This is a genomic window from Bradyrhizobium elkanii USDA 76, assembly GCF_023278185.1.
GTDB classification, from domain to species: domain Bacteria; phylum Pseudomonadota; class Alphaproteobacteria; order Rhizobiales; family Xanthobacteraceae; genus Bradyrhizobium; species Bradyrhizobium elkanii.
Genome location: NZ_CP066356.1, coordinates 1,489,538 through 1,504,393 on the forward strand (window position 1 = coordinate 1,489,538; position 14,856 = coordinate 1,504,393).

The 14,856-nt window shown below is 65.8% G+C and carries 16 protein-coding genes; 8 read left to right on the forward strand and 8 right to left on the reverse strand.

The genetic code is table 11. The features are described from left to right. Positions 1–13 precede the first annotated feature (13 nt). From JEY66_RS07055 to JEY66_RS07065, 3 genes are all read left to right on the forward strand, one after another. The gene (locus JEY66_RS07055) at positions 14–1,111 is read left to right on the forward strand and encodes a calcium:cation antiporter (RefSeq protein ID WP_018268742.1); all 1,098 of its coding nucleotides are present in this window, start codon (positions 14–16) and stop codon (positions 1,109–1,111) included. A 36-nt stretch (positions 1,112–1,147) separates the two neighbouring features. Continuing rightward, positions 1,148–1,432 carry a cupin domain-containing protein gene (locus tag JEY66_RS07060; protein WP_026191802.1) on the forward strand — a complete coding sequence of 95 codons (285 nt, stop codon included), beginning with the start codon at positions 1,148–1,150 and terminating at the stop codon, positions 1,430–1,432. Between the two features lie 276 nt (positions 1,433–1,708). Then, positions 1,709–2,602, forward strand: a complete 894-nt coding sequence (locus JEY66_RS07065) for a prolipoprotein diacylglyceryl transferase (protein ID WP_018268741.1) — start codon at positions 1,709–1,711, stop codon at positions 2,600–2,602. A 48-nt stretch (positions 2,603–2,650) separates the two neighbouring features. Here JEY66_RS07065 and JEY66_RS07070 read toward each other — a convergent pair whose 3' ends face one another. Both JEY66_RS07070 and rpsU read right to left on the reverse strand, forming a co-directional pair. Beyond that, on the reverse strand, positions 2,651–3,313 hold the full coding sequence (locus tag JEY66_RS07070) for a tetratricopeptide repeat protein (protein ID WP_016840584.1): 663 nt from the start codon (positions 3,311–3,313) through the stop codon (positions 2,651–2,653). Positions 3,314–3,426: 113 nt separating this feature from the next. Continuing rightward, complete coding sequence (gene rpsU, locus JEY66_RS07075; protein WP_018268740.1) at positions 3,427–3,720, reverse strand: 30S ribosomal protein S21; 294 nt, start codon at positions 3,718–3,720, stop codon at positions 3,427–3,429. 264 nt (positions 3,721–3,984) lie between these two features. Between rpsU and aqpZ the strand changes: the two genes are divergently transcribed. Further along, entirely contained in the window at positions 3,985–4,707 is a 723-nt protein-coding gene (aqpZ, locus tag JEY66_RS07080) for an aquaporin Z (RefSeq protein WP_016840586.1), read from the forward strand. Between the two features lie 264 nt (positions 4,708–4,971). Here the strand turns inward: aqpZ and JEY66_RS07085 are convergent, their stop codons facing one another. Both JEY66_RS07085 and purE read right to left on the reverse strand, forming a co-directional pair. Beyond that, positions 4,972–6,078: a 5-(carboxyamino)imidazole ribonucleotide synthase gene (locus JEY66_RS07085; RefSeq protein WP_018268739.1), complete on the reverse strand. Its 1,107-nt coding sequence runs from the start codon at positions 6,076–6,078 to the stop codon at positions 4,972–4,974. Further along, positions 6,075–6,563, reverse strand: a complete 489-nt coding sequence (gene purE, locus JEY66_RS07090) for a 5-(carboxyamino)imidazole ribonucleotide mutase (RefSeq protein ID WP_016847376.1) — start codon at positions 6,561–6,563, stop codon at positions 6,075–6,077. Before purE ends, JEY66_RS07085 begins: the two co-directional genes overlap by 4 nt. Positions 6,564–6,708: 145 nt before the next feature. Between purE and JEY66_RS07095 the strand changes: the two genes are divergently transcribed. Beyond that, positions 6,709–7,425, forward strand: coding sequence for a GGDEF domain-containing protein (locus tag JEY66_RS07095; protein ID WP_016847375.1), 717 nt, complete (start codon positions 6,709–6,711; stop codon positions 7,423–7,425). A gap of 14 nt (positions 7,426–7,439) precedes the next feature. On the opposite strand, the gene JEY66_RS07100 is transcribed toward JEY66_RS07095, so the two are convergent. The 3 genes from JEY66_RS07100 to JEY66_RS07110 all read right to left on the reverse strand — a co-directional run bounded on the left by JEY66_RS07100 (position 7,440) and on the right by JEY66_RS07110 (position 8,359). Then, positions 7,440–7,691: a hypothetical protein gene (locus tag JEY66_RS07100; protein WP_018268738.1), complete on the reverse strand. Its 252-nt coding sequence runs from the start codon at positions 7,689–7,691 to the stop codon at positions 7,440–7,442. Positions 7,692–7,745: 54 nt separating this feature from the next. Next, positions 7,746–7,955, reverse strand: a complete 210-nt coding sequence (locus tag JEY66_RS07105) for a hypothetical protein (protein WP_018268737.1) — start codon at positions 7,953–7,955, stop codon at positions 7,746–7,748. 197 nt (positions 7,956–8,152) lie between these two features. Then, the gene (locus tag JEY66_RS07110) at positions 8,153–8,359 is read right to left on the reverse strand and encodes a YdcH family protein (RefSeq protein WP_016847372.1); all 207 of its coding nucleotides are present in this window, start codon (positions 8,357–8,359) and stop codon (positions 8,153–8,155) included. A gap of 240 nt (positions 8,360–8,599) precedes the next feature. Between JEY66_RS07110 and JEY66_RS07115 the strand changes: the two genes are divergently transcribed. Further along, positions 8,600–8,785 carry a YdcH family protein gene (locus tag JEY66_RS07115; RefSeq protein WP_016847370.1) on the forward strand — a complete coding sequence of 62 codons (186 nt, stop codon included), beginning with the start codon at positions 8,600–8,602 and terminating at the stop codon, positions 8,783–8,785. Between the two features lie 94 nt (positions 8,786–8,879). Here JEY66_RS07115 and JEY66_RS07120 read toward each other — a convergent pair whose 3' ends face one another. After that, positions 8,880–9,995 (reverse strand): NAD(P)/FAD-dependent oxidoreductase, encoded by a 1,116-nt coding sequence (locus tag JEY66_RS07120; RefSeq protein ID WP_334369657.1) that lies wholly within the window; start codon positions 9,993–9,995, stop codon positions 8,880–8,882. A gap of 262 nt (positions 9,996–10,257) precedes the next feature. On the opposite strand from JEY66_RS07120, the gene JEY66_RS07125 reads away from it, so the two are divergent. Together JEY66_RS07125 and JEY66_RS07130 are read left to right on the forward strand one after the other, a co-directional pair. Continuing rightward, positions 10,258–12,945, forward strand: coding sequence for a sensor domain-containing protein (locus JEY66_RS07125; protein WP_018268735.1), 2,688 nt, complete (start codon positions 10,258–10,260; stop codon positions 12,943–12,945). 362 nt (positions 12,946–13,307) lie between these two features. Beyond that, positions 13,308–14,837, forward strand: a complete 1,530-nt coding sequence (locus tag JEY66_RS07130; RefSeq protein ID WP_018268734.1) for an ABC-F family ATP-binding cassette domain-containing protein — start codon at positions 13,308–13,310, stop codon at positions 14,835–14,837. The last annotated feature ends 19 nt before the right edge of the window (positions 14,838–14,856 follow it).

Genomic DNA, 14,856 nt, shown 5'->3' on the forward strand with positions numbered 1-14,856 from the left:
AGGGGACCCCACGATGAGCGCACACGGACCGATGCCGCGGTCGGCCTGGCTGTATCCCGTTCTGGCGGTGCTGTTGTTTGCCGCGGTCACGGCCACCGGCTACAGCTTCGCGCCGTCGGCCGGTGGCTGGGTGTTTGCGGCGGTACTTCTGGTCATTCTGTTCGGCACCGTGTTCGCGGCGGTCCACCATGCCGAGATGATCGCCGAGCGGATCGGCGAGCCGTTCGGCACATTGCTGCTGACGCTCGCGGTGACGATCATCGAGGTGGCGCTGATCTCGACCATCATGCTGGGCGACACGCCGGCGCCGACCTTGGCCCGCGACACGGTGTTTGCGGTGGTGATGATCGTCTGCAACGGCCTGGTCGGGCTCTGCATCTTCATCGGCGGCATCCGCTACCGCGAGCAGGATTTCCAGATCACCGGCGCCAACCTTTACCTCAGCGTGCTGTTCGTGCTCGCGACCATCACGCTCGATATGCCGAATTTCACGCTCACAGCGCCGGGGCCGATCTACTCCACGGCCCAGCTTGCCGTGATCAGCGTCGTGACCCTGCTGCTTTACGCGGTGTTCCTCTACACCCAGACCATCCGGCACCGCGATTATTTCGTCAGCGGCGCCAACGAGGCGGCGGCGCATGGCGAGGTGATGTCGGACCGCATGACGGCGATCAGCGTTGCGCTGCTGCTGATCTCGCTGCTGGCGGTGGTGTTGCTGGCGAAGAAATTCTCGCTGGTGGTCGATGTCGTCACCGTCAAGATCGGCGCGCCGCCGGCCTTTGCCGGCCTGGTGGTGGCGGCCCTGATCCTGTTGCCGGAGAGCGTTGCCGCGGTGTCGGCAGCGCGCAAGAACGACCTGCAGAAGAGCATCAACCTCGCGCTCGGCTCCTCGATCGCCACCATCGGGCTCACGGTTCCGGCGGTGGCGGTTGCCGCCTCTGTGCTCGACAAGCAGCTGGTGCTCGGGCTCAGCAACCAGCATATGCTGATCCTGCTGCTGACCTTCATGGTCAGCATGCTCACCTTCGGAACCGGCCGCACCAACATCCTGTTCGGGCTCGTTCACATGGTGGTGTTCGCCGTGTTCGTGTTCATGGTTTTCGTGCCGTAGAGCATGATCCGCTCAAAAAACTTGGAGAGAATGACGATGCTCAGCGCCAAATCGGATGTGCAGGTGGATACCGCGGAGGTCCGCGTGACCGAATGGCGCCTTGCGCCGGGCAGCGCCACCGGCCACCACACCCATGGGATGGACTATGTCATCGTTCCGATCACGGCGGGCGAGATGACGATCGTGGCGCCGAACGGCGAGCGCTCGAAGGCGCAGCTCGGAGCCGGCAAATCCTATTTCCGCAAGGCCGGGGTCCAGCACAACGTGCTCAACGAGACGGCCAGCGAGATCGTGTTCCTCGAGGTCGAGCTCAAGCCCTGACGCGGCGCAACAACCCTGCAAGGACCCCTGCAAGGAACCCTGCACCCGCCGAATGGCAGATCCGAGCCGGCGCGGCTGTGGAAATTCATAACCCGTTAACGGCTGCGCGATGATCTAGCAGGCGGATGCGGCCTGCGCAGGGGGCGCCTCCGGCTGAAACCAAAGCGACACCAAAGGTGACGTCGGAACGGGGGTTTGCCACCGATCCGACGCAGTTGATCCCTGAATGTGCCTCAAAGTTCCAGCATGTAATACCGGGGTGGGGAGTGGCAGGTCATGCTGAGTTACCTGAAGAAATTCGTGATGGACATCTTACCCTCGGTGGCAGCGACCATCATCGGGGCGTACATCGTTAATCACTACATCGTGGCCAAGCCGGAGGCGCCGGCAGCCGCAGCCGTGACCGCCGCAGTCGATCCCAAGGCCGATCCGAAGGCCGCCGCCAAGCCCGCCGCCGTCGTCAGCAGCCTCCCCGAAGCCGGCGTGAAGGCCAAGGGCATGTCCGAGCGCACCCTGATCGAGCGCTCGGCGTCCGAGAAGGCCACCGTCACCGAGAAGCCCGCCGAGAAATCGGCCGATCCCAAATCTGCCGACGCAAAGCCTGACGCGCCGGCCGATACCGCCAGCATCCCCGCCGACACCCGCCATCATCCGGCGGCGCCGAAGGCCGTCGCGAAGGTCACGCCCGCCGCGCCGCAGCCGGCGGCGCCTGCGGCGTCAGCCGCGCCGGTCGAGACTGCTGTGACGCCCGAGGAAAGCCGCGACGCCAACGACCTCGCGCGCGCCGCCATCGAGCGGCTGCGCAAGGAGCGTCCGCAGGAGGCGGCGCGGTCCCAGGATGCCACGCGCACCGATCTCGCCCGCCTGCCTGAGGCGCAGCGTCCGGCAGCCACCTCGGCGATCCGGCCGTTGCCGCCGCCGATCATGGTGTCGAGCCCGTCCACTGACAATGTCGATCAATCCTCGCAGCCGCGTCCGCCCTACGCCGCCGGCGGCCAGGATTCCAACCGGCTGACGCCGCCGGCCGACATTCCGGTCCCAGTGGTGCAGGCCCCGCTCGACCTGCGCGCCGAGGCGATCATGCCGGCGCAGAAGAACGAGCGCACATCGGTGACCGACGACATGTTCTCCGGCATGAAGTCGATGTTCCACGCCGTCCTGCCGAAGTAGCCGCAACGCCGCTCGATCGTTCCTGACGGGTTGTCTTCACGCCGAGCGCTAGCCGCCGGTGCGCGCAAGCCCGCTGCGCGCATTGCCGTCACCTGGCCGCAGCGCCAGCGCGCGATTGTAGGACGCCGCCGCCTTGGCCTTGTCGCCGAGCCGCTCATAGGCCTGGCCGCGAGCGCTCCACGCCGCAACATTGCTTGGATCGGCCTGCACGGCCTCGTCGAGATCGCTGGCGGCCTGCTTGGCCTTGTCGAGCGCGAGGTAGCTGGTCGCACGGCCGACCAGGGGCTCGGCCTTCTGCGGCGACAGCCCGCTGGCCGCGGTGAAATCGTCGATCGCCTGCTGATGCTGTCCGCGGCCCTGATAGATCAGGGCGCGGCCGTAGAGCGCCTGGATGTTGTAAGGGTCGGCCACCAGTGCCTGTTCGAACTCCGCCATCGCCTCGTCGAGCTTGCCGGAGCGTGCCAGCACCTGAGCGCGCGTGGTGTGATCCTTGGCGCTGTTGACGTCTTGCGGCGTGATGGTGTCGGCGGCGGGCTTGTCGGCGGTGGCAGCCGGCTTCGGCTTGTCGTCCGAGGAGCCCCATGAACCGAGGTCGAAGGAGCAGCCCCCGAGCGGCAGGCCGAGAAGCACTGCAATGATGACGAGATGCGGCGCGCGACGGCGCTGCGCGGGTCCTGGAAAGAGCGGGCGGGATCCCGGATCAGCCGTCATGCAAAATGCTCTTGCCGGTCGTTTTGCATGGGTACCCCGGAACGCGGCGTGCTTCAAAACGACAACGCGGGCCCGTGGCCCGCGCTGTTAGACTTCCATATCGGCAAAACGGTTCAGCGAGGGCCGCGACCAGCGCCTGCACCGCCCGGACGGCCGCGGTCGCCACCGGGGCCGGCGCCGAACACCGGCTTCGGCTTCATCGGCAGCAGGCCTTCGCGCTGCAGCTTCTTGCGCGCCAGCTTGCGTGCGCGGCGCACGGCTTCGGCCTTTTCGCGGGCCTTCTTCTCGGAGGGCTTTTCGTAGTGACCGCGGAGCTTCATCTCGCGGAAAATGCCCTCGCGCTGCATCTTCTTCTTCAGCGCCTTCAGGGCTTGGTCGACATTGTTATCGCGGACGAGAACCTGCACGCGGCATCCTCTTTTGAATTGATCGGTTCGGAATTCTGGCGAGGTGAAGGGGCGGCAAAAGGCCTGCCTCTTAACCCTAGGCGGGCGCATGTATCAGACAAACGCGCAGATGTCCACCGGTCGAGTGACTTTCGGGCCTAGTAAAGCCACGAAATAGGGCGAAAATGCCATTGTGCGGCCCTGATTTGGGTGGTTTGGCGCCCAGATGAGGGCCGCTCCCGGCGTTTTGGATAACCCGGACATTGGAAATAGGGGAGATGCGAGATGGAGATGAAAAAATACGCTGCCGAGGCCATCGGTACGTTCTGGCTCACATTCGCTGGTTGCGGCAGCGCGGTGATCGCGGCCGGCTTTCCGCAGGTCGGGATCGGACTGGTCGGCGTGTCACTGGCCTTCGGGCTGAGCGTGGTGACCATGGCCTATGCGATCGGCCATATCTCGGGTTGCCACCTCAACCCGGCGGTGACGGTCGGGCTCGCCGCGGGTGGGCGTTTCCCGGGCGGCCAGGTGCTGCCCTACATCATCGCGCAGGTCGTGGGCGCCATCATCGCGGCCTGGCTGCTCTATGTGATCGCGAGCGGCGCGCCCGGCTTCGATGTCAGCAAGGGCTTTGCCTCCAACGGTTATGACGCGCACTCGCCCGGCCAGTACAACATGGTGGTGTGCTTCATCACCGAGGTAGTGATGACCATGATGTTCCTGTTCATCATCATGGGATCGACCCATGGCAAGGCGCCTGCCGGCTTCGCGCCGCTCGCCATCGGCCTCGCGCTGGTGATGATCCATCTCGTCAGCATTCCCGTCACCAATACGTCGGTGAACCCGGCGCGCAGCACCGGACCGGCGCTGTTCGTCGGCGGCTGGGCGTTGGGGCAGCTCTGGCTGTTCTGGGTCGCGCCGCTGATCGGCGGCGCGCTCGGCGGTGTGATCTACCGCTGGCTCAGCGACGAGCCGGCCGGCATCGTCGCCGGCGCGAAGACGGCGTGATCGGCGCGAGCGTTTTCGAGCGAAGCGGACGCCGGTTCGCGTGAAGAAAACGCGTAAACAAAAATCCAGAGCATCGGTTCTGATTGAACCGGAACCGATGCTCTCATGGATCGCGGCTGCCACGATCCCATTTCCATCGATGTGTCGAAGGCGGCTTGCGGCCGCCGGAGCATGATCCGGAAAAGTGGGAAGCGGTTTTCCGAAGAAATCGTGCTCAAACGACGAGCTAAAGCGCGATGAATATCTCATCGCGCCTTAGTGGAATTATGGCTTGCGGGCAGGCGTCACTTCGGTGACGTGTCCCATCTTGCGGCCGGGGCGCGGCGTGCCCTTGCCGTACAGATGCACCGTGGCGCCGGGAACGGTGAGCCACTGCTCGTAGCTCAGGATGTCGTCGCCGATCAGGTTGGTCATGACGACATCGCCGTGGCGCACCGGCTTGCCCAGCGGCCAGCCGGCGATCGCGCGGATGTGCTGCTCGAACTGTGAGATCGAGGCGCCGTCGAGCGTCCAGTGGCCGGAATTGTGCACGCGCGGCGCGATCTCGTTGACCAGCACCGCCGCCTTGCTGCCGTTGCCGGGCACCACGAACATCTCCACCGCGAGCACGCCGACATAGTCGAGCGCCGAGGCGATCTTTTCGGCGATCGCGCGCGCCTGCGCGGCAAGCTCATCGGGGATTGCGGCCGGCGCGCGGGAAGTTTTCAGAATGTGGTCGCGATGCTCGTTCTCGGTGACGTCGAAGCATTCGACTTCGCCGGACGCGGAGCGGGCCGCGATCACCGAGATCTCACGCTCGAACGGCACGAAGGCTTCGAGGATCGCCGACTTGGTGCCGAGGTCCTGCCAGACCTGTTCAAGGTCGTCGCCGGCGCGGATGATGGCCTGGCCCTTGCCGTCATAGCCGAAGCGGCGGGTCTTGATCACCGCAGGCAGGCCGATGCGCTCGATCGCCGTGCGCAGCGTGCCGACCGAGGAGACGTCGACGTAGTCGGCGGTGCCGATGCCGAGCTTGCTGACGAAATCCTTCTCGATCAGCCGGTCCTGCGTGGTCTCCAGGATCTTGTAGGCCGGCAGCACCGGGCGCCGCGCGGCGAGCACCATCGCGGTCGCGGCCGGGACATTCTCGAACTCATAGGTGACGACGTCGACGTCGTTGGCGAACAGTTCGAGCGCCTCGACGTCGGCATATTCCGCGCAGGTCGCGTTCTGCACCACGTCGAACGCCGGGGAGTCCGGATCCGGCGAAAACACCTGGCAGCGGAGCCCGAGCCGCGCCGCGGCCATCGCCAGCATCCGGCCCAATTGCCCGCCGCCGAGGATTCCAATGGTGTCGCCCGGCTTCAGCTTCACTCCGTTCGAAGCCGTCACGCCGCGCCCTCCGGATGCTCGCTGATCGCGTCGGTCTGCTGCTTGCGCCAGGCCGCAAGGCGGCCCGACAGAGCCGGATCGTTGAGCGCGAGCACGCTCGCCGCGAGCAACGCGGCATTGATCGCGCCGGCCTTGCCGATTGCCAGCGTCCCGACCGGGACGCCGGCCGGCATCTGCACGATCGAATAGAGCGAATCGATGCCCGACAGCGCCTTCGACTCGACGGGAACCCCGAACACCGGAAGCTCCGTCAGCGCGGCGGTCATGCCCGGCAAATGGGCGGCGCCGCCGGCGCCGGCAATGATCACCTTGTGGCCGGCTGCCTTGGCGCCCTTGGCGAAGGCATAGAGCCGATCCGGGGTGCGGTGGGCCGAAACGATACGCGTTTCGCAGGCCACACCGAGCGCAGCCAGCGTCTCGGCGGCATGGCGCATGGTTTCCCAGTCGGACTGACTTCCCATGATGATGGCGATCGGAGCGGTCATCTCTTCAATTCTGTGCAGGAATCCAAAAGCATAGGCCGATTATAGGGGCGGCCCGGGCGTCATCCAAGGCGTGGCAAGGGAGTTAGAATGGACTATCCTGTCTTGGTGAATCCCGGCAAGCCTTCATAAGCAGGCCTCAACAAGGATGCGCATGAAGAAGAAGACGACGGCGGCCGCCTCCGGGGCCGCGAAACGACGCAAAGGCGCGCCCGCCGCGCGCAAATCCGGGCCGGGCAAGACTGGGGCCAAGCGGGCTGGAACCAAACGGGCCGGAACCGAAGCTTCCACGCGAGGCGCGGTCGCATCCGGCGACAAATCGACGATCCGCAGCTTGCGGGCGCAGCTGGCGCGGGCGCAGGCCCGGATCGAGGCGCTGCAGGCCGCCGCCGAGACCGACTTCCTGCTCGACATCCTGAACCGGCGCGGATTCGAGCGCGAGCTCGCCCGTTCGCTTTCCTTCATCAAGCGCTATCAGGCCTCCGGCGCGCTGATCGTGCTCGACGTCGATCGCCTCAAGCCGATCAACGATGCCTTCGGCCACGCGGCGGGCGACGAGGTGCTGAAGGCGATCGTTGCCGCGATATCGGATCAGGTGCGCGCTTCCGATGTGATCGGCCGTCTCGGCGGCGACGAGTTCGCCGTGCTGCTGTGGAATCTCAGCGAGATCGATGCCCGCGCCAAGGCGGCTGCGCTGGAAGAGGCGATCGATCGGTTGACCTTCATGTTCCGCGACAGCCAGGTCACCGCAGGCGCCTCCGCCGGCGTTGCGATCCTCACCGCGCATTCGGATATCGATCGCGTTCTCGATGAGGCCGACCGTGCGATGTATGTGCGCAAGGCGCAGCGGCGCCACGAATCCTAGAGGATCCGGGCCGATCAAAGCGCGCTCAGGTCCTCCGGCACATTGCCGTAGGCCCGCAACAGCTTGGCATCGCCGAATTCGCCGATCGCGGGATCGCCGGTGCGGCTGAACGCGACGGCGCCGATGCTGCCGGGCATCCGCGACATGGTCTCCGCGCGGCGCAGCGCGACCGCCGAGCTCTGGCATTCCTCGGCATTGCCGGCGACCGGCGTGCCGTCATCGTCCTGCATGAAGGGCAGTGCCACGTAATAGGTTACATCGGCCATCGCTGTGCTCCCTGAAGATCAGGCCAAGGATCAGGCCAAGGATCGGGCCAAGGATCAGGCGGCGTCGCTCGCCGCCCGGGTCTGCGCCGGCACGCAGCCGGCGGTGATCGCGGTCTGCAATTCCTCAAGCTCGGCTTCCAGGTATTCGTTGGCCATGATCAGCGCCTTGATGGTGCTGCGCAGGTTGCCGTCGCACATCGCGATCGCCTGATCGCAGGCCTTCTCGTAGCGGCTGTTGTCGGGCAGGGAAGGCGGTGCGGACATGGCGAAACTCCCTCTGATGGCTGGCGGCTGGATCGGTATGTTCTCTTTTTGTTCCGATAGAGTCAAGCGCCGGGAAATCGCCTCGCGTCCGTTGCCGCGAACGTGAAGCCGGTGAGGCGCTGTGGATGACGGGGAAAACCGCCGCCCGGCCTGAACCGGAAGCGCCCAACCGCGAAGGCCGCGCGCCGCGGCGCGCGTCAGGCAATGATGTCGGGCGTGATCTGGTCTTCGATGAAGGCGATGCGATCGCGCAGTTGCAGCTTCCGCTTCTTCAAGCGTTGCAACATCAAGAGATCCGGCGCCGGCGACTGGTGCAGCGCGTCGATCGCGGCATCGAGGTCGCGGTGCTCTTGCTGCAGACGCGCGAGCTCGGCGATTAGTTCGCGCTCATCCTGATCGTTCATGGTTGTATATTAACTGATAGGCACGATGAGGTTGTTGCGGCGGAAGTCGCCGCTCGCCGGAATATCCTCCTTGCGCGCGCGCCGCGCAAGCCGGACCGGTTCCATAGTCACGATTGGTTACAGATAAACCGAAATGAGTGCGTGCGGCATTTCGCGTCCCCCATCGACAGCGCCGTCCACTCGTGTACACTCGGCGGTCCGGATCGAACCTGAGGTTTAACGCACCGAGGAGTGTTCGCAATGGCAATACAGGCCCATCTCATTGAGCTGGAGCGTAAACACAAAATACTCGAGAACGAACTGCACGAAGCGCTCGTTCACCCCTCTGTAGACGACCTCCATATTTGCGAGCTGAAGCGCCGCAAGTTGATGGTCAAGGATCAAATCGAGCGGTTGAGACTGTCCGCCGACGACACGGTCCACTAGACCGCCCCCCTGCAAATTAGCAAATAGCCTGGCCTTTCACCGAGGGATGAACGCCCAAGTGCGCGCATCCCCCGGCAGGCCATACTGTATTTGCTCAGAGTTCCGCCAACTCGCCGACATGGTCGGCGACCGCGAGCGATGACGTCAGTCCGGGCGATTCGATGCCGAACAGGTTGATCAGGCCGGCGACGCCGTGATCGGCGGGCCCCTGGATCAGGAAGTCCTGCGTCGCCACCGCCGGCGGCACGATCTTGGGGCGGATTCCCGAGTAGCTCGGCATCAGCGCGCCGTCCGGCAGGGCCGGCCAGTATTTCCGGATCGCCGGATAGAACCGCTCGGCCCGATCAGGGTCGACGGCGTAATCGATGTGATCGATCCATTGGACGTCGGGCCCGAACCTCGCCTGTCCGGCCATGTCGAGCGTCAGGTGCACGCCGAGCCCGCCGGGTTCCGGCACCGGGTAGATCAGGTGCGAGAACGGCGCCCTGGCGCTGCAGCTGAAATAATTGCCCTTGGCCAAATAGGCCGTTGGAATCAATTCGATCGGCATGCCCTCGACGTTGCGCGCGACCGCCGTCGCGCCGAGCCCGGCGGCATTGACCAGGAGATCGCAGGCCAGCGTCATCGGCGCCGCGCCGCCGGCCTCGATCTCGAACCCGTCGGCGGTGGCCCAGGCGTGGAGCAGCGGCGTATGGAAGGCGAACGCCGCCCCCGCCTCCTCGGCGTCACCACGCAGCGCGAGCATGTAGGCATGGCTGTCGATGATCCCGGTCGAGGGCGACAGCAGCGCTGCGTCGCAATTCAGCGCCGGCTCCAGGGCGCGCGCCGCCTCGCCGGACAACAGCTGCATGTCGTCGACGCCATTGGCCTTGGCATGCGCGCGGATCGACTGCAGCTTCTCGGTCTCCGCCGGCGTTGTGGCCACGATCAGCTTGCCGCAATTCTTGTGCGGGACGCCGTGCTCGGCGCAGTAGCGGTAGAGCGCCCGCTTGCCGCTGACGCACATCCGCGCCATCAGGCTGCCGGCGCGGTAGTAGATGCCGGCGTGGATCACCTCGCTGTTTCGCGACGAGGTCACCGTGCCGATCCCCTCGGCCTCCTCGATCACAATCACCTCGCGGCCGGCCTGTGCCAGCCGCCGCGCCACCGCGAGGCCGATCACCCCCGCACCGACGATCACGCAATCAACCCTGTCCATCTCGTCCTTCAGGTCCGAAAATTTCCGCCCGGCCGCGCCCTGGCCGCTGCCGCCAGCATCGTTCAGCCGATCCGGTCGCTTTGGGCAAGTGCTTATTAGGCAAGTGCTTGGGCCATCTCAAATAGTTGGGAGGCCATGCCCTGTTAGTGGAGCATTAATCATGTCAGGGCAATTGCCATAAATTAAGTCAGCATTTTCCGGTTGCATCAGTACGCGTTTACCCGATCCAAACCGCCGGAGCCGGACACTCGCCCCGGAAATCCGCGGGTGATCGATGGCTGGCAGGAAGGTGCAGGCGGGCGGGAAGAATTCGATTCCGGCAAGGGCCGTGCTCTGCCTGATCGCCGCCGTCGCGCCGTGCGCTGCAGCCCGGGCCGGCACCGGTGCGTTCGCGCCGTCGAGCTATCTGGGCAGCCTCGATCCCGGCGTGGTCTGGGAGCTCCTGATCGGCAGCGTGGTGGTGGCGTCCTTTTTCGGCGCGGTCGGGCTGTGGATCCTTTCGGCGCTGCGCAAGGCCAAGCGCGCGCAATTGCGGCGCAACGCCTTCGTCTCGTCGGCACTCAACCATTTGAACCAGGGCGTGGTGATGACCGATGCGCAGGAGCGCATCGTGTTCTGCAACGACCGCTATCTCGACATCTACGGCCTGTCGCGCGCCGACATCCGGCGCAACATGACGGGCGTCGAGCTGCTCGAGCTGCGCCGCGACCGCGGCGTGCTCGACCTCAGCGCCGAGGATTTCTTCGCCAGGGCCGCGGCGCCCGAGGGATTGGTCACCGAGCTGCCCGGCGGCAGGTCGGTGCTCGTGAAGTATTTTCCGCTGCCGAACGGCGGCTCGGTCGCGACCCATCTCGATTGCACCGACCAGCGCAAGCTGTCGCGCAAGCTCGCCTCGACCACGCAATTCCTGGAATCGGTGCTCGACAACGTTCCGGTCTGCGTCGCGGCCAAGAACATCGAGGACGGCCGCTACATCTTCGCCAACCGCGCCTTCGAGCGCTTCTCGCGCTTCTCGCGCGATCACATCGTGGGCAAGCGCGCCGACGAGATCTTCCGGCCCGAGACCGCCGCCAGCATCGACACCGCCGACCACGCGGCGCTGAACGCGGCGGAAGGCTATCATCGCAGCGAATTCTTCGTCGAACGCGGTTCGGACAAGCGGATCCTCGCCTCCAACCGCGTGATCGCCCGCAACGAGGCCGGCGAACCGGAATTCCTGATCGCGCTGTTCGAGGACGTCACCGATCGCCGCTCGCTGTCGCGCGAGCTCGAGAACAACAAGAAATTCCTCGAGCTCGTGGTCGACAACATCCCGGTCTCGCTGATCGTGCAGCGGGTCAGCGACGGCCGTTACCTGCTGGCCAACCGCAGCGCCGAGACGATCCTCAATCGCCGCCGCGAGGACGCCGCCGGCCTGACCGCGTCCGACATCTTCAATGCGCGTGAAGCCAAGCTGATCATCGCCCGCGACGAGGCCGCGATCAGGAAGCGCAGCATGATCGCCGAGGAGCATCCGATCTCGACCAAGGACGGCCTGCGGCTGTTCCTGACCCGCCGCATGACCGTGCTCGACGATGTCGGCGAGCCGCAATATCTGATCAAGACCCATGAGGACGTCACCGACCGGCGCCAGACCGAGTCGCGCATGGCGCACATGGCCTATCATGACGGCCTGACCGATCTGCCGAACCGCGCCGCCTTCCTGCAGGCGCTGACCCAGATGATCGAGGCCTGCGACGGCACCGACGAGGAGTTCGCCGTGCTCTGCGTCGATCTCGACGGGCTGAAGGAGATCAACGACGTCTACGGCCACGCGATGGGCGACAAGGTGCTGATCGAGGTCGCGCAGCGCCTGCAGACCGTGGCGCGCGGCGGCGTGGTGGCGCGGCTGTCCGGCGACGAATTCGGCCTCATCATCGACGGCAAGCAGCCGGTCGCCGGCATCGCGCTGGCCGAGCAGGCCGCCGAGGCGCTCGGACAGGATTTCCTGATCGACGGCAAGTCGGTGCGGACCGGCCTCACCACAGGGATCGCGGTGTTCCCGGACAACGGATCCGACGCGGCCTCGCTGCTGGCCAATTCCGGCGCGGCGCTGTTTCGCGCCAAGGCGAAGTCGCGCGGCACGATCTCGATCTTCGAACCGGAGATGGACCAGCAGATCCGTGATCGCCGCGTGCTGCACCAGGAGCTGTCGGTCGCGATCAAGAATGGCGAATTGTCGCTCTACTACCAGCCGCAGGCCGCCGCGGGCGGCAGCGTGGCGGCCAGCCAGATCATCGGCTTCGAGGCGCTGGCGCGTTGGCACCATCCGGTGCGCGGCTTCGTGCCGCCCGGCGACTTCATTCCGCTCGCGGAAGAAAGCGGCCTGATCGTCGAGATGGGCGAATGGATCCTGCGCGAAGCCTGCCGGGAGGCGGCGTCCTGGGCGATCCCGCTGCAGGTCGCGGTGAACCTGTCGCCGGCGCAATTCACCCATGGCGACCTCGTCGGCCTCGTCCATTCGATCCTGCTCGAGACCGGGCTCACGCCCGACCGGCTCGAGCTCGAAATCACCGAAGGCGTGCTGATCGAGGATTTCGACCGCGGCCTGTCGCTGCTGCGGCGGCTGAAGGCGCTCGGCGTGCGCATCTCGATGGACGATTTCGGCAGCGGCTATTCCTCGCTGAGCTACCTGCAGGCGTTTCCGTTCGACAAGATCAAGATCGACCGCGCCTTCGTCATCAATCTCGGCCGCAACCCGCAATCGGCCGCGATCGTGCGCGCGGTGATCGATCTCGGCCACGGCCTTGAAATGTCGATCGTCGCCGAGGGCGTCGAGACCGAGGCGCAGCTCGGCTTCCTCGCCGAAGAGGGCTGCGACGCGGTGCAGGGCTATCTGATCGGCCGGCCGGCCCCGATCGGTCAATTTGCCGCGCTGGTCGGCGGCGACCGGCTTGCCGAAACCGTGCGCAGAGCCGGGTAATTTGGCCTGAATGGTCGCCGGCCCGGCCGGCTGTGCTTGCCATCCGTTGCACGCCCGGCTACATCTCGACCCACCACATCATTTCAGCCGAGAAAGGAGGGCCGCGTCGTGGCGAGATACACCGATCCCCACCTCAAGCGTGGCCCCGTCAACGCCCTGCAGATGCGTTTGCAGGGCTGACCGGAAACTCGCGCAACATCTCTTCCTGGTCTGCCCTTCGTGGCCGTGCGGCGTCGAACGCTTGAGCGTTCGCGCCCGCATATCAATCCCTCGCCGCGCTTCGACACGCCCATCCGATGGCTGGATGCCCAAGGGCATGCTGGCATGCCCGGGACTGTCGTGATTGCCGGCAAGACCAGAGAATGATCGTGACCCTCATCAATGTCCGCAATCTCGGCGTGACGCTGAACGCGCCGCTGTTTTCCGAACTGAATTTTGTCGTCAATGCCGGCGACCGCATCGGGTTGGTGGCCGCCAACGGCCGCGGCAAGTCCACGCTGCTGCGCTGTATCGCAGATGCGATGGAGCCCAACGAAGGCGACATCACCCGCGCGCGCGGGCTCACCATCGGCCATGTCGAGCAGGATGCGCCGCCGAAACTGCTGGATACGCCGTTCCATGCCGCCGTGCTTGAGGCGCTTCCCGGCGAGCAGCGGGCCAGCGAGGGCTGGCGGGTCGACGTCGCCCTGCAATCGCTCGAAGTTCCGGAGGAACTGTGGACGAGACCGCTGAAGCAGCTGAGCGGCGGCTGGCTGCGGCTTGCGGTGCTCGCCCGCGTGCTGGTGACCGAGCCCGATGTGCTGTTGCTCGACGAGCCGACCAACCATCTCGATCTCGCCAAGATCGGCCGGCTTGAGGCCTGGCTGAACGCGCTGCCGCGCGAGATGCCGGTGGTGATCGCAAGCCACGATCGCGCCTTTCTCGATGCAACGACCAACCGGACGCTGTTCCTGCGCCCGGAGCGGTCGCAGCTGTTCTCGCTGCCCTATACCGCGGCGCGCGCCGCGGTCGACGAATTCGATGCCTCGGACGAGCGGCGCTATCAGCGCGACATGAAGACCGTGCGGCAGCTCCGGCAGCAGGCCGCGAAGCTCAACAACGTCGGCATCAATTCCGGCAGCGACCTTCTGCTGTCGAAGACCAGGCAATTGAAGCGGCGCGCCGAGAGACTGGAGGAGACGGCGAAGCCCGCGCATCTGGAACGTTCGGCCGGAGCGATCCGGCTCGCCAACCGCGACACCCATGCCAAGGTTCTGATCAGGCTGAACAACGCCGGGATCGCCACGCCCGACGGCAGGCTGTTGTTCAGGACCGGGCAGCAGTTCATCTGCAAGGGCGACCGGATTGCGCTGCTCGGGCCGAATGGCGCCGGCAAGACGCGCTTCGTCGCGGCGCTGCGGCTGGCGATCGAGGATGCCGGAACGGCACCGGCCGAGATCCGGGCCACCGAGTCATTGGTGCTTGGCTATTGCGACCAGGCACTGGCCGATCTCGCCGATAGCGATACGCCGATGCGCATGCTGACGCGGCGCTTCGAGGTCGGCGATCAGCGGGCGCGCGGCCTGCTCGCCGGCGCCGGGCTCTCGATCGAGATGCAGGGCCGACCGATCGGGCGGCTGTCGGGCGGGCAGAAGGCTCGTCTCGGCATGCTGGTGCTGCGGCTCACCCAGCCGAACTTCTATCTGCTCGACGAGCCGACCAACCACCTCGACATCGAGGGGCAGGAGGCGCTGGAGGACGAATTGATGGAACGGCAGGCCAGCTGCCTCCTGGTGTCGCACGACCGCCAGTTCGTACGGACCGTGGCCAACCGGTTCTGGGTGATCGAGGGCAAGAAGCTGATCGAGGTCGATGGACCGGAAGGCTTCTTCGCCGCGGCCGGTGCGGACTAGCACGTGATGGAGTCCGATA